At 30.5% G+C, this 20,228-nt stretch carries 20 protein-coding genes and 1 pseudogene; 7 read left to right on the top strand and 14 right to left on the bottom strand.

The genetic code is table 11. The features are described from left to right. Positions 1 to 50: 50 nt before the first annotated feature. Positions 51 to 2,510, bottom strand: coding sequence for a TonB-dependent receptor domain-containing protein (locus ABNT14_RS08530; RefSeq protein ID WP_101902830.1), 2,460 nt, complete (start codon positions 2,508 to 2,510; stop codon positions 51 to 53). Between the two features lie 139 nt (positions 2,511 to 2,649). Between ABNT14_RS08530 and ABNT14_RS08525 the strand changes: the two genes are divergently transcribed. Further along, complete coding sequence (locus ABNT14_RS08525) at positions 2,650 to 3,009, top strand: CoA-binding protein (protein WP_101902829.1); 360 nt, start codon at positions 2,650 to 2,652, stop codon at positions 3,007 to 3,009. On the opposite strand, the gene ABNT14_RS08520 is transcribed toward ABNT14_RS08525, so the two are convergent. From ABNT14_RS08520 to pyrR, 5 genes are read right to left on the bottom strand one after another with little or no spacing between them, the layout of a single operon-like run. Further along, on the bottom strand, positions 3,006 to 3,950 hold the full coding sequence (locus ABNT14_RS08520) for a ribonuclease Z (RefSeq protein ID WP_101902828.1): 945 nt from the start codon (positions 3,948 to 3,950) through the stop codon (positions 3,006 to 3,008). The genes ABNT14_RS08525 and ABNT14_RS08520 overlap by 4 nt on opposite strands. Then, positions 3,951 to 4,268 (bottom strand): T9SS type A sorting domain-containing protein, encoded by a 318-nt coding sequence (locus ABNT14_RS08515; RefSeq protein ID WP_101902827.1) that lies wholly within the window; start codon positions 4,266 to 4,268, stop codon positions 3,951 to 3,953. A gap of 35 nt (positions 4,269 to 4,303) precedes the next feature. After that, positions 4,304 to 4,636 carry a hypothetical protein gene (locus ABNT14_RS08510; protein WP_101902826.1) on the bottom strand — a complete coding sequence of 111 codons (333 nt, stop codon included), beginning with the start codon at positions 4,634 to 4,636 and terminating at the stop codon, positions 4,304 to 4,306. Positions 4,637 to 4,644: 8 nt separating this feature from the next. After that, a complete protein-coding gene (locus tag ABNT14_RS08505) occupies positions 4,645 to 5,577 on the bottom strand; it encodes an aspartate carbamoyltransferase catalytic subunit (protein WP_101902825.1) in 933 nt (310 codons plus the stop codon). 12 nt (positions 5,578 to 5,589) lie between these two features. Continuing rightward, on the bottom strand, positions 5,590 to 6,153 hold the full coding sequence (gene pyrR, locus ABNT14_RS08500) for a bifunctional pyr operon transcriptional regulator/uracil phosphoribosyltransferase PyrR (protein ID WP_101902824.1): 564 nt from the start codon (positions 6,151 to 6,153) through the stop codon (positions 5,590 to 5,592). A 171-nt stretch (positions 6,154 to 6,324) separates the two neighbouring features. On the opposite strand from pyrR, the gene ABNT14_RS08495 reads away from it, so the two are divergent. Further along, the gene (locus ABNT14_RS08495) at positions 6,325 to 8,217 is read left to right on the top strand and encodes a SulP family inorganic anion transporter (protein WP_101902823.1); all 1,893 of its coding nucleotides are present in this window, start codon (positions 6,325 to 6,327) and stop codon (positions 8,215 to 8,217) included. 61 nt (positions 8,218 to 8,278) lie between these two features. Here the strand turns inward: ABNT14_RS08495 and ABNT14_RS08490 are convergent, their stop codons facing one another. Beyond that, the gene (locus ABNT14_RS08490; protein WP_101902822.1) at positions 8,279 to 9,220 is read right to left on the bottom strand and encodes a LysR family transcriptional regulator; all 942 of its coding nucleotides are present in this window, start codon (positions 9,218 to 9,220) and stop codon (positions 8,279 to 8,281) included. A gap of 138 nt (positions 9,221 to 9,358) precedes the next feature. On the opposite strand from ABNT14_RS08490, the gene ABNT14_RS08485 reads away from it, so the two are divergent. Continuing rightward, entirely contained in the window at positions 9,359 to 9,829 is a 471-nt protein-coding gene (locus ABNT14_RS08485; protein WP_101902821.1) for a Dps family protein, read from the top strand. An 88-nt stretch (positions 9,830 to 9,917) separates the two neighbouring features. Here ABNT14_RS08485 and ABNT14_RS08480 read toward each other — a convergent pair whose 3' ends face one another. Then, on the bottom strand, positions 9,918 to 10,733 hold the full coding sequence (locus ABNT14_RS08480; RefSeq protein WP_101902820.1) for a TerC family protein: 816 nt from the start codon (positions 10,731 to 10,733) through the stop codon (positions 9,918 to 9,920). 249 nt (positions 10,734 to 10,982) lie between these two features. On the opposite strand from ABNT14_RS08480, the gene ABNT14_RS08475 reads away from it, so the two are divergent. Together ABNT14_RS08475 and ABNT14_RS08470 are read left to right on the top strand one after the other, a co-directional pair. Next, positions 10,983 to 12,530 carry a phosphatase gene (locus ABNT14_RS08475; protein ID WP_101902819.1) on the top strand — a complete coding sequence of 516 codons (1,548 nt, stop codon included), beginning with the start codon at positions 10,983 to 10,985 and terminating at the stop codon, positions 12,528 to 12,530. Positions 12,531 to 12,554: 24 nt separating this feature from the next. Next, the gene (locus tag ABNT14_RS08470; RefSeq protein ID WP_101902818.1) at positions 12,555 to 14,339 is read left to right on the top strand and encodes a cytochrome-c peroxidase; all 1,785 of its coding nucleotides are present in this window, start codon (positions 12,555 to 12,557) and stop codon (positions 14,337 to 14,339) included. A 3-nt stretch (positions 14,340 to 14,342) separates the two neighbouring features. Here the strand turns inward: ABNT14_RS08470 and ABNT14_RS08465 are convergent, their stop codons facing one another. Beyond that, complete coding sequence (locus ABNT14_RS08465; RefSeq protein ID WP_348719381.1) at positions 14,343 to 15,065, bottom strand: sulfite exporter TauE/SafE family protein; 723 nt, start codon at positions 15,063 to 15,065, stop codon at positions 14,343 to 14,345. A 41-nt stretch (positions 15,066 to 15,106) separates the two neighbouring features. After that, complete coding sequence (locus ABNT14_RS08460; protein WP_101902816.1) at positions 15,107 to 16,039, bottom strand: helix-turn-helix domain-containing protein; 933 nt, start codon at positions 16,037 to 16,039, stop codon at positions 15,107 to 15,109. 736 nt (positions 16,040 to 16,775) lie between these two features. On the opposite strand from ABNT14_RS08460, the gene ABNT14_RS08455 reads away from it, so the two are divergent. Both ABNT14_RS08455 and ABNT14_RS08450 read left to right on the top strand, forming a co-directional pair. Beyond that, positions 16,776 to 17,354, top strand: coding sequence for a cyclic nucleotide-binding domain-containing protein (locus tag ABNT14_RS08455; protein WP_101903375.1), 579 nt, complete (start codon positions 16,776 to 16,778; stop codon positions 17,352 to 17,354). A 59-nt stretch (positions 17,355 to 17,413) separates the two neighbouring features. Continuing rightward, complete coding sequence (locus ABNT14_RS08450) at positions 17,414 to 18,142, top strand: acyl-CoA desaturase (protein ID WP_101902815.1); 729 nt, start codon at positions 17,414 to 17,416, stop codon at positions 18,140 to 18,142. Between the two features lie 68 nt (positions 18,143 to 18,210). On the opposite strand, the gene ABNT14_RS08445 is transcribed toward ABNT14_RS08450, so the two are convergent. From ABNT14_RS08445 to ABNT14_RS08430, 4 genes and pseudogenes are all read right to left on the bottom strand, one after another. Beyond that, positions 18,211 to 19,293: a mannose-1-phosphate guanylyltransferase gene (locus tag ABNT14_RS08445; RefSeq protein ID WP_101902814.1), complete on the bottom strand. Its 1,083-nt coding sequence runs from the start codon at positions 19,291 to 19,293 to the stop codon at positions 18,211 to 18,213. Between the two features lie 20 nt (positions 19,294 to 19,313). Continuing rightward, positions 19,314 to 19,613 carry a hypothetical protein gene (locus ABNT14_RS08440; RefSeq protein ID WP_306455149.1) on the bottom strand — a complete coding sequence of 100 codons (300 nt, stop codon included), beginning with the start codon at positions 19,611 to 19,613 and terminating at the stop codon, positions 19,314 to 19,316. A 12-nt stretch (positions 19,614 to 19,625) separates the two neighbouring features. Continuing rightward, positions 19,626 to 19,814: pseudogene (locus ABNT14_RS08435) on the bottom strand (SprT-like domain-containing protein); the annotation flags it as partial. Positions 19,815 to 19,896: 82 nt separating this feature from the next. Next, complete coding sequence (locus tag ABNT14_RS08430) at positions 19,897 to 20,202, bottom strand: hypothetical protein (protein WP_101902812.1); 306 nt, start codon at positions 20,200 to 20,202, stop codon at positions 19,897 to 19,899. Positions 20,203 to 20,228 lie beyond the last annotated feature (26 nt).

The following is a 20,228-nucleotide window of genomic DNA, read 5'->3' as shown; positions in this document are numbered from 1 at the left end:
AAAATCCGAAGAACGTATCTTCGGATTTTTTTTGATGTTTAAATTAAAGGCTACATAAAACCACCGCCTTGTTTTTCATTATTATCTCTACGTCTTCTTTGTTTAGCCTTGTTTTTACCGCCACCAAATCGGTAATTAAAACCTAAATAAGCTGTTCTGCTTTCCCAATTAAACTGCCCTGTTTGGGTGTATGGGTCTGTTGCATTAAAACTAAATTTCATGCCTTTAAAAATATCATTTACTTTAAACGAAAGGCTTCCTTTTCCTTTTAAAATACTGTAGCGAGCGCCTGCATTAACCATCCACATTGGGTCAACATTAAATTGTAAATTTTTATTCGCACCTCGATACATAGCGAATAATTGAAATTTTAATTTTTTAGAAGCCGAAAAACTATTGCTTAATCGTGCATTAAAAGCAGTGTTTTCTACTTGTTTTTCAACATTGCTAACAAGCCCTTTTAATGTTTGCGAATAAAGGTCTAAACTGGCATTGGTACTCCACCATTTTGTAATGCGATAATTACTAGACATTTCAAAACCATATCGGTTATTTCCATCAAAATTCTGATCTGATTTTAGTTGTTTTGTATTGGTATTATCCGAAGGATCTTTGTATAAAATAGTTGAAATTTCGTCGGTTACTTTTCTGTAAAATGTACCAAATGTAAGCGAACCTCCTTTTATTTTACGGGTGTAATTTAACTCAAATGAATTGGTAAACTGCGGTTTTAAATTAGGGTTTCCAACCGATGTAATTAAAGGCGTACTCCATTCTCTAATCGGGTTTACTTGGCTAATAGAAGGTCTGTCAACCCTACGGCTATAACTTAATTGATACTGATTTTTTTCTGATGGATTAAAGGTGAAAAAAGCAGAAGGATAAATGCTGAAAATATTATCAGTATAAGGTTTAGTTTCATTTTTATTGGTAAAACTTCCTTTTACGTCGTATTGTTCAATACGAGCACCTAATTGCATGGTTAATTTGTTAAATTGGTGTCCGTAGTTAATATAACCAGAAAAAATATCTCGATTATAAGTAAAAGCTGATTTTCCGATAGCCTCTATAATAGGTACATCACTAGCGTCAAGCACTAAATTACCATTAGTATCTATTTTATAACCATCTTGATCTGTATTGTTATTATTTTTGGTTTGGTTTGTTCTGTATTCTAAACCAAGTTCTAATTTACCATTTTTTGATATTGGCTTTGTATAATCAAGATTAATTAAGGTATTATTTGCCTTGTTTTTAATGGTATTAAAATAATTCAAGAATTTATATTCAGGGTCAGTTGCTAGTATAATAGTTTCATCATTTGTCGCATCTTCATCATTTTCTGAATCAGAATAAGTTGCTTCAAATTCTAAATTATGCCCTTCTTGGCTAAAGTCGATTTTATAATTCATGTTATAACTTGCCGAATTATTGTTGTTATCGGAAGTATTAGGGGCATTTTGAGCAAGTGTATTTGCAAGGCCATATACTTTTACCACCCCATCGTTAAAACCATTCGTTCTGTTTTGAGTAGTATAAAATGATAAAGTATTTTTATTATTAATATAAATATCAGCACCGAGTTTTACTAAATATGATTCTCTGTCGTTATCAAAAATAAAATTTTGACTAGAAGCTCCTTCTCCTGTTCTTACAATTGAACCATAATTATGGCGTTTACCGCCATTGTAGCCTAAATTAGTATAGAAGTTAACTTTACCCGTTTTATAATTCATATTTAATGAAGCATTATAACGGGTGTTTTCTCCTTGTGTAATTCCGGTATTAATTGCCCCGTTAAAACCAATATTAGCGCCTTTATTTAAAATGATATTGATAATTCCACTCATTCCTTCAGGATTATATTTTGCTGATGGATTGGTAATTAATTCAATACTTTTAATAGAAGTTGCGGGTATTTGCTGTAATAATTGAGCCGTACTCATATTGGTTGGTTTTCCGTCAACTAAAACACGTACATTTGAATTTCCACGAAGGCTTAATGCGCCCGATTGGCTATCGACACTTACTGATTGCACGTTGTTTAATAATTCAGATGCTGTTGCACCTGCCGATGCCAAATCTTTACCTACGTTAATTACTTTTCTGTCTATTTTTTGAGTTACAGTAGATGTCTCTGCACGTACTATAACTTCATCCAAAGCCGTACTATCTTCGGATAAAGAAATTGTACCTAAAGATACTTTTTTGTTTTTATTACTAATCGTAATTGATTTAGATACTGTTTTGTATCCTATAAATTGAATTTCGATTGTATTTTTTCCTTCAGATATATTTTTGATACTAAAAGTACCATTATCATTTGTTATACCACCCGTTAAAATTTTATTAGAAGTATTTTTGATTATGATATTTACATAAGGCAATGCTTCTTTCGATACTTCGTCAATTACTTTACCCGAAATAATACCAATTTTTAGAGGTTTTTTATTTTGAGCAAATAAACTAACACTAAATACTATAAAAAGGAATAGAAAAAAATTCTTCATTTTGTTTTTTTGTTGGTTAATTTTCTTTTGTATTTTTAATAATTATATATATAATAAGGTGTAATACTACTTACAAGACTTATTATTAGTTGTTTTGTTACAAATATTAACTATATTTAATAAATTATTAACATTTGTAATGAAAAAAACATTGGTCATAGGAGCTTCTTTAAATCCTACAAGATATTCAAATATTGCTATAAAAAGATTGGTTGAAAAACAGGTTGAGGTAATAGCTATCGGTCTAAGAAGTGGTAGTATATTAGGTGTAATTATAACCACAAAAAAAACAGCGTTTACTGCTATTGATACCGTTACATTATATTTAAACCCTGAGCGTCAAAAAGCCTATTATGAGTATATAATTTCGTTAAAGCCTAGGCGTATAATTTTTAATCCAGGAACAGAAAATAAGGAATTTTACGCTCTTTTATTAGCAAATAAAATTGAATATGAAGTAGCCTGCACCTTGGTATTATTATCGGCGAATCAATATTAATTATTAATATTGATTGAGTTATTACTTGTGGTATATTGTTTTCCTGCTTCTGCTAGCTCAACATTTTCAAAAACAGTTTGTGCTTCTTTTTTAAAAGCCTCAATATTTGAATACCTGCTAGAATAATGCCCGATAATTAATTTTTTTACACTTGCTCGCTTAGCAATATTTCCAGCTTGTTCGGCAGTAGAATGTTTTGTTTTTTCACACAAATCTTCCCTATCTTTTAAAAAGGTAGCTTCATGATATAATAAATCTACATTTTTAATAATAGGAACAATATCGGGTTTGTAGGCGGTATCACTACAAAAAGCATAACTTTTTGCTGGTGCTGGAGCAATGGTTAATTCAGTATTAGGAACAATTTCGCCTGTAGCGAGTGTAATATCTTTCCCTGCTTTTATATTATGATAATCGGCTCTATTTATTTCGCCATCGTACAATTCAATATTTCCGATGTGTAATTTTCGTGGTTTTTCTTTCTCTTTAAATAAAAATCCATTGGTATAAACACGATGATCTAAAGGAATTGTATGTACGGTAACTTTATCGTCTTCAAAAATTAATTCACTTTCTGTGGATGTTAATTCATGAAAAAATAATTTGTATTTAGTCCACGATTTGGCTAATTTTAATTGAAGAAGGGTAATTTCTTTAATTCCTTTAGGTCCGTAAATATGTAAATCTTTTTCACGGTTTAAAATACCAAAAGTAGAAACAAGCCCGATTAATCCAAAAAAATGATCGCCGTGTAAATGAGAAATAAAAATATGGTTGATTTTAGAAAAACCAATTTTATATTTACGCATTTGTCGTTGGGTACCTTCGCCACAATCAATTAAAAAATGACTGTTGTTAATTTCTAAATATTGAGATGTCGGGTGAGAATTTACTCTCGGAGTTGCTGAATGACAACCTAAAATACTTAACTGTAAACTCATTTATTTAATTACAAATCGTTTAGAAATAACTTCTTTATTACTTTGAATAGCGTAAATATACATACCTGCTTTTAAATCGTTGCGTTCAAAAGGAATTTTATTACGCCCGATTTCTATTTTAATTTCTTTATAAAAAACAGTTTTCCCTAGGATATTTTTAACAGATAAAAATACGGTTTGGTTGTTTTTTGAATCGATAAAAATAGTAGTGTTATTCCTAAAGGGATTTGGAGAAGCAACGAGTTTATCTAACTGTTTTTCTTGCGAAAAACCAGCAACTGTTACCAATAAAAATAAAAAAAGTATTTTTTTAACCATATATCTTAATTTTAGGAATTAATGATTATAACTATTTAAAAGCCTAATTCACGCTGCATATTTTCCATTAATAATACATCTTGTGCCTCCTCTAAAGTTGGAACAATGTTAAATGTTTCTGGAAAATCATCAATATTTATATCTTTAACTATAATTACAAAAGATGTGCCACTTTCTTGATGTTTATCAGCATATTCCAAAAATAGTGAAATATTTTCTTTTGAACTGGTAAAATCACCTAAAACTTCAATAATAATATGATTGTTAATGTACTTAAGGTGTTCTTTTTCAAAGTTTAAGAAAAAATCTTGAAAACTTTTTTCATCAGAAGTAATTAAAATATAATTATTTTTTTCTTTAGTTTTCATAGTAATAATTATCTTTTTATTTGCTGAGCTAGTAAATAAATAACCGCCATACGTACGGCAACACCATTTTCTACCTGATTTAAAATAATAGCTTGTTTGCTGTCGGCAACATCACTTGTTAGTTCAACACCACGGTTTATTGGTCCTGGGTGCATAATAACGATGTCTTTATTCAGGTCGTCTAAAATTTCTCTGTTAATACCAAAAAGCTGTGTATATTCTCTAGTTGAAGGGAAATATTTAATGTCCATTCGTTCGTGTTGTACACGTAAAACATTGGCAACATCACACCATTCTAGGGCTTTCTTTAGGTCAGTTTCTACTTGAACACCTAAGCTACCAATATATCGAGGGATTAAAGTTGTTGGTCCACAAACTTTAACTTCAGCACCTTGTAATTGCAAAGCGAAAATATTAGAAAGTGCTACACGTGAGTGTAAAACATCACCAACAATAACAATTTTTTTACCTTTTAAATTACTGTTTAAAGCTTCTCGCATAGAAAAACTATCTAATAATGCCTGTGTAGGATGTTCATGAGTTCCATCACCAGCATTAATAATTTTAGCATCTACATGTCTTGATAAAAAAATACCAGCTCCAACACTTGCATGACGCATTACAACAATATCAACCTTCATGGCTAAAATATTGTTCACCGTGTCAATTAAAGTTTCTCCTTTTTTTACGGATGATTGCCCTGCCGAAAAATTAATAACATCTGCCGACAAACGTTTTTCAGCTAATTCGAATGATAATTTTGTACGAGTACTATTTTCAAAAAACAGATTAGCAATGGTAATATCTCGTAAAGAAGGAACTTTTTTAATGGGTCTGTTGATAACTTCTTTAAAATGAGAAGCAGTTTCAAAAATAAGCTCTAAATCAGTTTTGTTAAGGTATTTGATACCTAATAAATTTTCAACACTTAACTGCTTCATCGTCGTTTTGTTTTATAATTGCGAGTCTACCTTGGTAGGCTTAGTTTCTAAGTAAATGGTGTCTTTTTCATGAGTTTCTTGCCAGTTAACCACCACTTTTTCTTCATTAATGGCATCTACTTGTCGTCCTCTATAATTAGGTTGAATTGGTAAATGACGGCTAAAACGGCGGTCAATAAGTACCAATAACTCAATGTTTTCTGGTCGCCCGTACGATTGAATTGCTGTTAAAGCACTTCGTACACTTCTTCCTGAATAAAGCACATCATCAATAATAACCACTTTTTTATTTTCGATTAAAAAGTCAATTTCTGTTGATGTAGCTTCTAAAGGAGCATCTCTTCGTCGAAAATCATCTCGATAAAAAGTAATGTCTAAAAGCCCTAATTGTAAGTTTTTAATTTGATAATCATCCGTTAACAATTGTGCTAATCGTTTTGCCAAATAACTTCCTCTTGGTTGTAATCCTATTAAAACGGTATTAGAAAAATCGTTGTGATTTTCGATTAACTCACAGGCTAATCGATGCAGAATGATTTCAATTTCTTTTGAAGTAAGTAGTGTTTTCCTGCTCATGATTTGCTACCAAATTGGCTTGATAGTTGAGCGTCAAAAATAAAGTAAAAAATTAAGTGAACAAAATTAAAGTTAAGCAAAATTAAACTTAAACAAACATAAAATTATATGAATAAAATTATCTTTACATTTGCCATCTTTTAGAAAAAATTTAGCAAAACGGATATAATTATGATGAAATACCTTAAAAATAAGAAACTTAACATTAAAGACGATGCTTTAGCGGGTATTACAGTTTCTTTAGCAATGATTCCCGAAGTGGTTGCCTTTGCCTTTGTTGCTCAAATTAGCCCAATTGTAGCGTTATTTGGAGCTTTTGTAGTAGGAATAATTTCTGCCATTTTCGGTGGGCGCCCAGGATTAATTTCAGGTGCAGCAGGAGCAGTAGCAGTTATTTTTGTACACATGATTCAAGAAGGACACGCCAAAGGCTTATTATTTGAAAACCCTGTCGAAAATATGGGGTATTTTTATTTACTCGCCGCCGTGGTTTTAATGGGGGTCATACAAGTATTTGCAGGACTATTTAAGCTCGGTAAGTTTGTCAGGTTAATTCCACACCCTGTAATGATGGGGTTTGTAAACGGACTTGCCATCGTTATTTTTATGGCGCAATTAGGAATGTTTACCGAAAATACTAAAGATTTTTTTGGGCAGAATAAGCGTAAAACAACATCTAAAGAGCTGGTTTATAATGTAAACAATAATGAAGTAAAAGATGTTTTATCGGGTACTGTTTTATATACTATAAAAGATACGTCGGTTATAAATAATCAAACAAAATCAGCAGATTTTATTATTTCTGATGGGCAGGTTTTTAATCCGACAACTAAAAAAGTTATTTTTAATGTAAAACAAGACGGTTTTTATTCGGTTAAAGATTCTGGTGTTGTAAAATCGGCAATGCAAGGCGAAAAGCTTTATATAATGATTGGTTTGGTTTTATTAACAATGCTTATTGTTTGGGGATTGCCAAAAATTACCACAAAAATTCCTGCGGCTTTAACTGCAATTTTAATTGTTACCTTAATTTCAATTTTTAGTGGATTAAATGCCATAAATGTAGGTGATTTTATTAGAGATGGAGGCGGAGCAGGTTTAAATGGAATAGCAGAGCTATCAAAAAACTTAAATGTTTTAGAACTTTGGAGTAATTTACCTTTCAATTTAGAAACCTTAAAATTTATTGCACCGTACGCATTTTTAGCAGCATCGGTTGGTTTAATTGAAACCTTAATGACCATGAATTTAGTAGATGAATTAACAGAAACTAGAGGAAATGGAAATAAAGAATGTATCGCTCAAGGAGCTGGTAATATGGTTAGTGGTTTATTTGGTGGTACTGGAGGTTGTGGTATGATTGGGCAAACGGTAATAAATATTAACGCTGGCGGACGTGGGCGTTTATCGGGAGTAATGATGTCGTTAACCTTATTAACCTTTATTTTATTTGCTGATAAATACATTGAGCAAGTGCCAATTGCGGCATTAGTAGGGGTAATGTTTATGATGGTTATTGAAACTTTTGCATGGTCGAGTTTTCGAATTATGAAAAAAATACCTGCTTCGGATGCTTTTGTTTTAATTATTGTATCGGCGGTAACGGTATTTTTTGATTTGGCAATTGCCGTATTTGTAGGGGTTATTATTTCGGCATTATCATTTGCTTGGTCGAGCGCTAAGAAAATTAGAGCTAGAAAACGTTTAAAAGCCGATGGAACAAGAGTGTACGAAATTTGGGGTCCTTTATTCTTCGGAAGTATTACCGAATTTAACGATAAGTTTGATATTAAAAATGATCCTGAAAATATAGAAATTGATTTTGTAGAATCGCGAATTTCAGACCATTCGGCTTTAGAAGCCTTGTTTTTATTGGTTGAAAAATACCAAGCCGCAGGAAAAACAATCAAATTAAAACACTTAAGTGAAGACTGTAAGGTGCTAATGTATAAGGCTAGTGATACTTTTAAAAATGTAATTATTGAAGATGTTGATGACCCTCGCTATCATTTAGCAGAAAATCCAGAAGCATTTCCGAAGCCTTTATCGGAATATAAATTTTAATCTAGTATTTTAACTATAAAAAATCCCGCAAGAAATTGCGGGATTTTTTTTGATTATAATTTTACATCTTCTGAATCGGACTAATAATTTGAACATCATTAAAGGCAATTGCGCCTCTTACCACGCTATCGATTGTTTTATTTAAGGCTTCAATTAATTGCATTTTAAGCTGCGATTTATGATAAATTAAACTCACTTCTCTTGCGGGTGGCGGTGTTTCAAATTCTCTTAAATTTTTGCTGTCTTTTTCATTCAAATCAAGGGTGTTTAAATAAGGCAATAAAGTCATCCCTAAGCCATCTTTTGATAATTTAATTAGCGTATCGAAACTACCGCTTTGTAATTGAAAACCTTGTGCTGAATTCTTTTTATGGGTTCTACATAAATTAATAATGCTGTTTTTAAAACAATGCCCGTCTTCTAATAATAAAATATCATCAACATCTAAATCTTCTACTTTTATCTTCTTTTTTTTATACAAACGATGTTCGTCAGGAATCAATCCTACAAAAGGCTCGTAGTATAAAACACGTTCTTTTATGGCTTCGTTTTCAAGCGGTGTAGCGGCTAAAGCAGCATCAATATGCCCGTCGCTTAATTTTCTGATAATTTCTTCAGTGGTTAATTCTTCAATAATTAATTGAACTTTCGGGTACTTTTTACTGAATGTTTTTAAAAACATTGGCAATAATGTAGGCATAATTGTTGGGATAATTCCCAATTTAAATTCGCCACCTATAAAGCCTTTTTGCTGATGCACGATGTCTTTAATACGACTGCTTTCATCTACAATAATTTTCGCCTGTGCTATAATTTTTAAACCAACTTGTGTTAATTCAATGGGTTTTTTTGAACGATTAAATATTTTAGCCTCTAATTCGTCTTCTAATTTTTGAATTTGCATACTTAAAGTAGGCTGAGTAACAAAACAGTGTTCAGCAGCGATGGTAAAATTTTTATATTCAGCTACAGCAAGGGTGTATTTTAATTGCGTGATGGTCATTGTATCAGTTTTTTTGATAAAGATATTAAAACTATCAATAACCTTTATAGTTTTTGACAGTTATTTACCTGTACTTTTGAAGTATCAAAATAACAGATTAACAATAAGATATAAATAATAATACTAAAAAAAAGTACTATGAGCACAACAGTTTTAGGTTTAGACAGTAAAAAATCAATACAATTAGTAACAGAATTAAATACATTATTGGCTAATTTTCAAGTGTATTATCAAAATGTAAGAGGTTTACATTGGAATATTAAAGGAAAAAATTTTTTTGAGTTACATGTTAAATTTGAAGAATTATATACCGATGCACAAGAAAAGGTTGATTTAATTGCCGAAAGAATATTAACCTTACAAGGAACACCTTTACATACTTTTGATGATTATATAAAATTAGCAACAGTATCAATAGGAAAAGATATTTCAAATGATGAAAAAGCAGTGGCTTTAGTAGCTGATTCGTTATCAGAATTATTAAAAATAGAGCGTGCTATTTTAGCTATTTCTGATGATGCAAATGATGAAGGAACAAATTCAATGATGAGTGATTTTATCGCAGAGCAAGAAAAAACAATGTGGATGTTAAACGCTTGGTTAGGATAGAATTTATTAAAACACAGTAAAAAACTTCTTGAAAATAAAAAAAGGCAATCATTTACGATTGCCTTTTTTTATGAATATAATTTTAAAATTATTTTTTATCTTCAGAAAGAGCTACCGTATTTTCTGCTAATATTTTTTTCTGATAACGTCCTTGTACAACATCTACAATAATTAAAATTGCCAATACAAAATAGAAGGTTGTTTTACTCATCGGAACAATTTCGTTTCCAAACAATTTTAAATGTGCTAAATGTCCGCCTTCGGTAACTAGCATAATTCCTACGATAAAAAGAATAAATAAGCCTAAAACCTCGTACATACGGTTTTTAGCTAAAAATGTAGAAATTTTATCAGCCATAACAAGCATTAATAATCCGCTGATAACAATGGCAATTGCCATAACAATAAAGGCGGTGGTACTGTTTTTAATTTCGCTGGTAAGCCCGATTGCAGCTAAAATAGAATCAAAAGAAAAGACCAAATTCATAATAACAATACTTATAATAACGGCATTGGATGATTTTGCGCTTTTTCCACCTTCAATATCATGAGCTAAATCGTTACTTCCAATCATATGCCATATTTCTTTAATGGCGGTATATAAAATAAATCCACCACCAAGTAACACAATAATACTGTGTCCGTTAAATGCAAAATGTATGATATCTTTAACGCCTCCTGTTAAAAATGAAAAAGGATCTTGAAAGAAATCAATAATAGAGACTAAAATAAAAAGCAATACAATTCTTAAAACAATGGCGATTAAAATACCCACTTTTCGAACTCTTTTTCTATCCGCTTGCGGGGCTTTTTTAGATTCTAAAGAAATATATAATAAATTATCAAACCCTAAAACGGCTTGTAATAAAATTAGCATTAATAACGTAAAAAGAATTCCTAGCATAATGGTTTAAAATTAATTGATTTTATAGTGTCAAATATATCAATAAACAATTGAAGCAAAAAGTGTTTTTAAAACAAGATATGTAATACTGAACAGCTGTGTTATTTATTTAGAACAAATCTAATTATTTAAGTTCTCTTAATAAAATTCATCTTTTAATGATGTGCTAATAAAACAGGAAGCCTATAACTTTTACAAATGCGCCTTTAATTTGTAACATCAAAAAAAAACTTAAAAAAAAGTATAATAATGAAAAATTTAAAATTGAGCGTATTTGCCTTGTTAGTAATTTCAATTAGTTTTACAACGTTCACATCGTGTGAAACACCTGTTGACGGAACCAATGGTATTGACGGAGTAAACGGAACGGACGGAACTAACGGTACAGATGGAACAAACGGAACTAACGGTACAGATGGTTCTGATGCTATAATGCCTTTAACAGTATCTAAAACGCCAAATTTTTTAAAAGTAACCAGTGATTTTGTTGGCTTGAAAATTACGCCAATATTATCATCAGAAGATGTAATTCCTAATTCGCCAAACTTCGTGTACGGTTCTATGGCAGATGGTTCGGGTTTATTGCCTGAGGTAGATGGTACTTTTACTTTAATTAATAATATTGAAGCAGATTATGCGATTGCCAGAATTAAATTAAACAAAAATTTAAGACCATTTGCAGCTGAATATATTTTAAATGCAACGGCAACAGGCGAAACAGCACAATGTTCAGGGTCTATGATTACACCTGGAGAGCATGGTTTTGGTCCTTTATATTTATCAGGAGGTGAATGGGGTGGCGCATCAAAAGGTGTTTTTGTTACCGATCCTTATAAATCAGCATCCCAAGCAAGTACGGGTAAAATGCTAACGGCAATGGGGCAATGGTCTACTGAAAATGCGGTGGTTATTGGTAAAGATGCCTATGCTGATAAAACTGTTGCTTTTATTGGAGATGATAATGCAAATAACGAAATCCCTTCAGGGCAATTAGGAATGTATGTTGGTAATAGAGGTGATTTAGAAGGCGGAAAATTATATGGTTTAAAAGTAACTTCGGCTAATGTTTCTTATGAGGTAGATATGAAACAAGGAACTTCGTACGATGCAAAATTTGTGGAATTAGAAGAAAGAGAAATTGCTGCTTTAGATGCCGAGTGTAAAACCAAAGGTGTTATGGGGTTTTCTAGGTTAGAAGATATTGATTGGCGAAGAGGTTCAGCGGCAAATAACCGAGAAATTTATTTTGCAGTAACAGGGCGTAACAAACCAGGTTTAGTAGGTAAAGGTGCTATTTTAGGACGTGTGTATAAAGTGGTTTTAAATGAGAATGATCCAACAGGAGCTGCTAAAATTACCTGTGTTTTAGATGCTGATATTGTAGGAGGAAAAGCCGATGGTTTCCATTCTCCTGATAATATTGTAGTTACTGAAAACTACGCCTATATTCAAGAAGATCCTAACGGATATGCTGCTGTAAATTCGGCTATTGTTGGCTATTCTAAATTGTATCAATACAACTTAAACACAGGTGTTGTAAAAACAGTTTTAGAATGCGACCAAGAAAGAGCGGCAAGCTTAGGATATGGTAGAACTTCTAAATATTGGGAAATTACAGGAATGGTTGATGTTACCGATATTGTAAACAATGGAACGTCGTCATTTTTAGTAACAACTCAAAACCACGGATGGGAACCTGCCGATGGAACCTCGTTTACAGACCCAAAAGCAAATACCGATTTAGAAAACAGAAAAGAAGGTTCTGTTTTACATTTAATTACAGGTTTAGAAAGATAAAAAAAGTATAAAAAGAATAAGAAAATGAAAGACTTACTGGGTCAAACTAAGACATACCTTTGTGTATGTCTTTTGCTTTTAGTAGTAGCCTGCAATCAAAAATCAGAAAAATATTCTTCAATTACTGAATTTTCTGACACTGTTAAAAAATTATATTTGAGTCATCTTTCTAAAGCTATTGAAAATTTAGATAGCATGGAATTCAAATCAACAAAAGCACAACAAAAACACTATATTTTAGCTCGAAAATATTTTAAATTATCAGAACCAATTTTAGCTTTTTCTGATAAAGACAATTACAAGTGGTTAAATGCGCCAAATATTATTGGGGTTCATGGCGAGGCAAGTAATGATACTCGTATTGTAAATCCGATAGGTTTTCAGGTTATAGAAGAAGCTGTTTTTGATGAAAATAGCGATTCTTTAGTTTTAAAAAGAGCTATCAATATTACAAGTGCGCGCTTAAAATTAATTCGAAAAAATGCAACACTAAAGTTAAAAGGATATCACGTAATGTGGTTGTTAAGAGATCAAATTACCAGAATAGCCACTACAGGTATTACAGGTTTTGATTCGCCTGTTTTAAATCAATCATTAGTAGAGAGTTCATATACTTATCAAACTTTGCTTACTATTATTAAATTTAATGAAAACAAGTTTCAATCAAAAGCATTATTAAATAAATTTGAAGATGCTATAAAAAGTGCTCAAAAAGCTTTAAACCATGATTTTGATACTTTTGATAGGTTTAGTTTTATAAAAAATCACACCAATAATCAATTAAAAATACTCCTTGAAATTCAAAAAGATTGGAAGGTAAAATATCCTTTTGAAATGGCATTGTCTAACAATATGTCAACGCTTTTTTCTGATAAAACATTAAATATAAATTACTTTTCTGATCATTTAAGCGATACCACTAAACTTGCCGAAAAAATAGTTTTTGGTAAGCAATTATTTAACGATACATCGCTCTCTAAAAAGTACGATATGGCGTGTGCAACTTGTCATGTTAAAGAATTGGCTTTTACCGATGGACGAAAAAAATTCAATAAAAATCAAACAAGAAATAGCCCAACTTTAACCTATGCCGCTTACCAAAGAAGTTTTTTTATGGATGCCAGAGCAGGTAGTTTAGAAGGGCAGGTTATTGGCGTTGTAAAAAATCATAATGAGTTTAATATGTCGATGGATTCGGTAGTACAGCGTGTTTTCAAAAATAAAAATCACAAAAATTCACTAGCGACTTTATACGGTAATAAAAGAATAGATTTTAATATACGTCATGCAATTGCATCTTATATAAGAACCTTGAATACGTTTAATTCTAAATTTGATAAAAATATACGAGAAGAAGAACAAACCTTAACTGCGGATGAAAAAAAAGGCTTTAATTTATTTATGGGAAAAGCATTGTGTGCATCGTGTCATTTTCCACCTCTTTTTAATGGAACAGTGCCGCCTAACTACAAAGATACCGAGTTAGAATTTATAGGTGTTCCAGAGTCCACAGATAGTATTAATCCTAAAATTTCTTCTGATTTAGGAAGATATAATTTGTATAAAACCGCCGAACGTAAACATTTCTTTAAAACACCAACTGTTAGAAATATAGGTAAAACAGCGCCATATATGCACAATGGCGTTTATAAAACTTTAGATGAGGTGATGGATTTTTATAATAAAGGCGGCGGTGCTGGTTTAGGTTTTGAGAGTGAATATCAAACCTTGCCTTTCGATAGTTTAAGCTTATCAAAAAAAGAAGTGTCACAAGTAATTGATTTTATGAAAACCTTGACAGACCAGTAATATTTAAAACAAATATTTTATTAAAATACGAATACTTACAAAGGCAATCAAAATAGCGGTTGCCTTTTTTAATTGCATCGGATTTAGTAATTTATGACTACTTCGCTGCCCAATTTGTCCGCCAATAGCTACGCTAATTAATAAAAGACTTGTTAAATTCCAATCAATAGTAAAATTAGTATTTAATGATTGTCCAATTAGCCCGGAAATAGAATTTACTAAAATAAAAACACTTGCTGTTGCGGCAATTTTTTTAGGAGTATCCCAATGAGTTAAATGTAATAAAGGCGCTAAGAAAATACCGCCACCAATTCCTATCATCCCCGAAATAAAACCGATAGTAGCTCCATAACTTGCATTTTTGTAGTTACTTGTTTTATATTGCTTTTTGTAGTTAGTAGTATTTGAAAACCACATAATAAGCGAAGCAATAAATAATGTAATTCCTAAAATAATAAAAAATGCCGTTTGATTAATTTTGATAAAACCGCCTAAAAAAGCCATTGGAACACTACAAAAAACCAAGGGGCTTATTTTTTTCCAATGTATTAATTTTTCTTTTTGAAAGAATACTACATTGCTAAATACTACCACAATATTACAAAGTAATGAGGTGGCTCTTATTTGTGAATAGGCAATACCTGTGAGTACTAACACCGCTAAATAACTAGAGCCGCCACCAAAACCAACGGAAGCGTATAGTATGGCAATACTAAAAAAAAGCAATAGTAGTTGCCAGTTTAAAAAAAAAGTTTCAAGGAGTGGTATCAATAGTTATATGCTGTTATTTTTGACAAAGATATCTTAAATTTTTGAGGTGTTATTAGTTCATTCTTTTTAAAAAGACGATTAAAATAGGTTACATTATTAAAACCTGCTTTATAAGCAATATCAGAAATGTTTTGGTCAGGGTTTTTCTTAATCAGTTTTTTAGCAAATTTAATTTTTTCAGAATTGATATAATCAATAGGAGTAATACCTAAAGTGCTTTTAAATTTCTTGAAAAAATGAGATTTGCTCATACAGGCTTTTTCGGCAACTTTGTCTAGCGTTAAATTACTTTTGGTTAAATTTTCTTGAATGTATTTAACAGCATAGCTTATACGAGTATCACTAAATTCATCGTTTACTTTTCTTAAAATAAGTTTGCGTGCTTTACTTTGTAACAAGCGAATAATCAATTCTTGAATCATCAGATTTAATAAAGCATCTTTTGATTTTGTATCTTTAATAAAAGTATCTGTAATTTTTTTTACAAGAATATCTATTTCGATATTGTTATTTAAATGTGCGGCTTTCTTTTTAAAATCCCAATTATTATTTTCTCTTTGAAGAATAGTTTTTTCGTTAAAATTAGAAATGACATCATTTATTTTATTCGGGTCAATAACCAAACCTAAACATATTGTAGGGTTAAGTTCTGAGGCTTCAGGAAAATCAATACGTACACTATTTTCTTCAGGAATGATTAATGTTTCTCCAGGTATAAAAGAGAATGGCATTGTTTTTTCAAAATCCATAATTGCTTTACCTGTTATGATGCTAGCAATAATAGGAGCATCAAAATCTAAAAAAATATTTTTAGTAACTTTATTGGTTTTAAAAATAGTTAATTCAGCACAGGGAGAAGTATAAATCGTTTTATTTTCAATAAATGAAGCAAGTTTTCTTGTTTTAAGGTGTTGAAGAAGGGATTTCATAGTGTTTTAAATATTTTTTAAAGAGATTAATGAATATTGTCTAATTTTTTAGAAAGCAGTATTGTTTAAATAATTAATACAATCGTTCAATTTATAAATACGATTGTTCAAGTATTGTTGTTGCTCTTTCAGTATATTTGAAAAATTAAATTATTTTGTATCATTGATCTCTTAGGTTAAATTAATTAAGGGGGAATTATTTTATGCTGTTAACTTTTCATTTTGTTTATTGAAATTTTAAAGACTAAAGTTCGTTTAATTACTTTATCTTCTGTTTTTGTTATTGTTATCTTTTTAGTATGAAAATAAAGTTACTGTTAAGAAATTGGTTTTTAAGAATTAGCATACATATTCGTCTTTTTTATCAAAATCAAAAAAATAATAAGCTTTTAAATGTGTTTTTAAGGTGTTTTTAGAGTTTTTTTAAGTACTACTATTTAAAAATAATAAACACCGCTTAAAACAATATATATAGATGTAATTTTATTTTTTTGCTCTCTTTTAAGTTTTTTTAGCTTAATGTCTTATTTTTAGTTAAAAAGAATAAAATTAATGAGCGGTTATATAAAATTCAGTTTACAATAGGTTTATTAAAAACAATGTCAGGTAAAATTATGCGTTGTATCTTGCGTAAAATTGTACATAACGAATTAGATAATTTAGGCGATGTTTCTATGTTATAAAATTCTGAGGTATTGCAAGGATTATTGATAACAGATTGTAGCTAAACATGAGTATTGTAAATATTAGAACCTATCTAGAAAAATCATTATTAATTAATGATAGCGATTGGCAATTTTTTACCTCTAGATTAAAACTAAGAAAGGTAAAAAAACGCACAAAACTTTTAAACGTAGGCGAGGTCGAAAATTTTATTTCTTTTATAGATAAAGGGATTGTTCGTTTTTTTATCCCTAGAAAAGACCAGGATAAAGACAAAGAAATTACTTTTGGTTTTTGTTTTAGTAATGAATTTGTAAGTGCTTATGATTCTTTTTTAACACAAGCCCCGTCATTATATGAATTAGAAACCCTTACCGATGTTGAAATGTGGAGTATGTCATACGATGATTTACAAAAGGTTTATCAGCAAACAAGTATCGGAAATGCTTTAGGTAGAATTTCGTCAGAGCGCTTATATTTAATAAAATCGAAGCGAGAACAATCGTTATTAAACGAAACAGCCGAAGAGCGTTATTTGAAATTATTTGATGAACGCCCAGAGCTTATAAAAGCAATTCCATTAAAATATATAGCCTCTTATATTGGTGTTACAGCGCAAGCTTTAAGTCGTATCAGAAAGCGAATTACTTAACTTAGGTTCATTTTTTTTGTGCTATAAAAGTAGGTTCTTTGTGTTTTAAACGTACAAGAATGACAATAGTAATTTTTATAATTTTTTTATGGTATTCAGGGTTGTTTTTTCAAACCTTTTTTTTACATAGATATGCTGCACATCAGAGTTTTACGATGTCAAAATTTGCAGAAAAAGTATGTTTTGTACTTACCTGGATTTTTCAAGGATCTAATTATTTGAGCGCTTACGGCTATGGGGTAATGCACCGAATGCACCATGCCTACGCCGATACTGAAAAAGACCCACATTCGCCTAAATACGATAGTAATTTATTTAAAATGATGTGGCGTACTAAAAATGTATATCAAGATATTAATAACCAACGAATTGAAATTCAGGCTAAATTTACTAAAAACGTACCACAATGGAAAAGTTTTGATACTTTTGCAAGTTCTAAATTTTCAAGATTAGTTTGGGCGGCATTGTATGTGGTCTTTTTTGTTTTTTTTGCAACTGCTTGGTGGCAGTGGTTATTATTACCTGTTGCTTTTTTAATGGCACCAATTCATGGAGTAATTATCAATTGGTTTGCACATATTTACGGTTATGTAAACTTTAAAGTAAGCGATACTTCTAAAAATTTATTACCTTTTGATTTTTTAATGATGGGCGAGGGCTATCATAATAATCATCATGCCCACGGAAGTCGTGCTAATTTTGGTGGTGTAAGATGGCATGAAATTGATGTGACTTATTGCATTATGCTTTTTTTGAGTAAGTTAGGTTTTATTAAAATTAAAAATTAATTTGAGAATAAGCTGAAAGTAATTCAAAAGATAACAGCGCCTTTTTTTAGTTAAAAAGGCGCTGTTTTTTAGTTTAATTTTGAAAACTCGGTAGTTGCTAATGCGCTAATTTGCTTAATGTCTTGTTCATCTTTTTTAGGGCAAATTAAAATAGTATCCTCTTTTTCGACTATAATAAAATCGTTTAGCCCTTGAATGATTATTTTTTTACCATTTTCTGTGCTAACCATATTTCCATTTGCATCTCTAAAAATAGCATTTGCACCTACAACAGCATTTTGCTGAGTATCTTTATTTAATTTTTGATATAATGAACCCCAAGTCCCGAGGTCATTCCAACCAACATTAATGGGTAATACATATACATTATCTGAACGCTCCATTATGCCGTAATCAATCGAAATATTTTCACATTTTTCATAATTTTTTTTGATAAAACTAGCTTCTAAATTAGTATTATAAATATTATTATCAGTATTTAAAATAGCAAACATTTCAGGTAAATGATCTTTAAAAGCTTTTAAAATACTCTTAGCCGACCAAACAAAAATTCCCGCATTCCATAAAAAATCACCATTTTTTAAAAATTCTTTTGCAGTTTCTAAATTGGGTTTTTCGGTAAATTTTTTTACTTTTTTAATGGTTGAATCTTCTACAGAATTTTCTTCAAACTTAATATAACCATAGCCTGTGTTTGGGGCATTGGGCTGAATACCAAGGGTCATTAAAATATCATTTTTTTCAGATACTTCAAAGCTTGTTTTTATGTTATTTAAAAATTCAATTTCATCTTCAATCCAATGATCGGAAGGTGCAATTAATAGTACCGCATCAGGGTTTTGAGCGTATGTTTTTAAAGCTGAATACAAAATACACGGTGCGGTATTTCGCATTGTAGGCTCTAATAATAATTGCCGTTTGCTAGTTTTTGATAATTGTTTTAAAACTAATTCTTCGTAATGTTCATTGGTTGAAATTAAAATATTTTCGGCAGGAATTAATTGATTAATTCGATTAAAAGTACGTTGAATTAACGATTCACCAGTACCTAACATATCATGAAATTGCTTCGGATATTCTTGTGTACTTACAGGCCAAAACCGAGAACCGACACCACCTGCCATAATTACTGCGTAATAATTGTTATTCATAAGCTGTTAATTTTTTAATGTCAGAGGTTTATAACTTCTGCATTTTGATTAAAAAGATAGACTCGTTTATTTGTTAAATTTAAGCATTCGTAACGTGTTTTTCGCTTATTTCCTTTTTTATATAAGGTATTTTTAAATTGAAAAGTACTTTCTTTCGGAATTTCAAAAATAAATTTTTTACCAGTTTCAGCTTTTCCATCTCTTAAAGCTAGCGATAAATGAACATCGGAATCGGTACTTGCCTTCGGGTTTTTAAGATAATTAGCCAAGTAAGGAAGTATTTTCTTCGGATAAATAGCAGGATACAAAAAAGGTAACATTAAATGTTGAAAGATAGTTTTCCATTCTTTGCCGTGAGGCTGTACTTGTCCAAATTTTTTATGCGTAATATGATGTGCAATTTCATGAATTAATGTTAATAAAAACTGATGTTTATTTAAATTATTATTAACAGTTATTTGTGTTTCTCCGTTCGAAAAAGTTCTAAAATCACCGTGTTTACTTTGTCGCTGATTTACAATTTTTAGATTGATTTTATGTTCGTTAATTAAATACTCAACTAACGGAACCGCTTTTTCGGGAATATATTTAAGGAGTATGTTTTTAATGATTAGTGTTTTGAGAATTATAATTATTAACCGCTATTATACCCCATATAATTTGTATTATCCAAATTACAGAAAAACCAAATATCAAAATAAATAATCCTAAAAAACCTAAGAAAAGTGTACTAATAGTTGTTATAATTGCAAGGAAAATATTAAAAATTAACATAACAATAAATCCTGTATTTGTTGAATATAACAGCCCTAATGGACCTAGAAAAATTGTTAGTAATAAAGAAATCCCTACGCTTTTTTGATTGCTATTTACAGTGATGTTTTTATTTTCTACTTGAAGGCTATTCATAATTTTTATATCAAATTAATTTTTAT

The sequence above is a fragment of the Tenacibaculum dicentrarchi genome, assembly GCF_964036635.1.
Taxonomy (GTDB): domain Bacteria; phylum Bacteroidota; class Bacteroidia; order Flavobacteriales; family Flavobacteriaceae; genus Polaribacter; species Polaribacter dicentrarchi.
Note: the sequence above shows the minus strand (reverse complement) of the source record. Positions and strands in the feature narration are given on the sequence as shown.

Bases quoted from the DNA above. Each gene is read 5' to 3' on its own strand.
- ABNT14_RS08470 (WP_101902818.1), top strand. From the start codon at position 12,555: ATGAAAGACTTACTGGGTCAAACTAAGACATACCTTTGTGTATGTCTT.
- ABNT14_RS08440 (WP_306455149.1), bottom strand. From the start codon at position 19,613: ATGTTACCTTTTTTGTATCCTGCTATTTATCCGAAGAAAATACTTCCT.
- ABNT14_RS08515 (WP_101902827.1), bottom strand. From the start codon at position 4,268: ATGGTTAAAAAAATACTTTTTTTATTTTTATTGGTAACAGTTGCTGGT.
- ABNT14_RS08510 (WP_101902826.1), bottom strand. From the start codon at position 4,636: ATGAAAACTAAAGAAAAAAATAATTATATTTTAATTACTTCTGATGAA.
- ABNT14_RS08430 (WP_101902812.1), bottom strand. From the start codon at position 20,202: ATGAATAGCCTTCAAGTAGAAAATAAAAACATCACTGTAAATAGCAAT.
- ABNT14_RS08475 (WP_101902819.1), top strand. From the start codon at position 10,983: ATGAAAAATTTAAAATTGAGCGTATTTGCCTTGTTAGTAATTTCAATT.
- ABNT14_RS08460 (WP_101902816.1), bottom strand. From the start codon at position 16,039: ATGAAATCCCTTCTTCAACACCTTAAAACAAGAAAACTTGCTTCATTT.
- ABNT14_RS08490 (WP_101902822.1), bottom strand. From the start codon at position 9,220: ATGACCATCACGCAATTAAAATACACCCTTGCTGTAGCTGAATATAAA.
- pyrR (WP_101902824.1), bottom strand. From the start codon at position 6,153: ATGAGCAGGAAAACACTACTTACTTCAAAAGAAATTGAAATCATTCTG.
- ABNT14_RS08450 (WP_101902815.1), top strand. From the start codon at position 17,414: ATGACAATAGTAATTTTTATAATTTTTTTATGGTATTCAGGGTTGTTT.
- ABNT14_RS08485 (WP_101902821.1), top strand. From the start codon at position 9,359: ATGAGCACAACAGTTTTAGGTTTAGACAGTAAAAAATCAATACAATTA.
- ABNT14_RS08445 (WP_101902814.1), bottom strand. From the start codon at position 19,293: ATGAATAACAATTATTACGCAGTAATTATGGCAGGTGGTGTCGGTTCT.
- ABNT14_RS08495 (WP_101902823.1), top strand. From the start codon at position 6,325: ATGATGAAATACCTTAAAAATAAGAAACTTAACATTAAAGACGATGCT.
- ABNT14_RS08530 (WP_101902830.1), bottom strand. From the start codon at position 2,510: ATGAAGAATTTTTTTCTATTCCTTTTTATAGTATTTAGTGTTAGTTTA.
- ABNT14_RS08505 (WP_101902825.1), bottom strand. From the start codon at position 5,577: ATGAAGCAGTTAAGTGTTGAAAATTTATTAGGTATCAAATACCTTAAC.
- ABNT14_RS08525 (WP_101902829.1), top strand. From the start codon at position 2,650: ATGAAAAAAACATTGGTCATAGGAGCTTCTTTAAATCCTACAAGATAT.
- ABNT14_RS08480 (WP_101902820.1), bottom strand. From the start codon at position 10,733: ATGCTAGGAATTCTTTTTACGTTATTAATGCTAATTTTATTACAAGCC.
- ABNT14_RS08520 (WP_101902828.1), bottom strand. From the start codon at position 3,950: ATGAGTTTACAGTTAAGTATTTTAGGTTGTCATTCAGCAACTCCGAGA.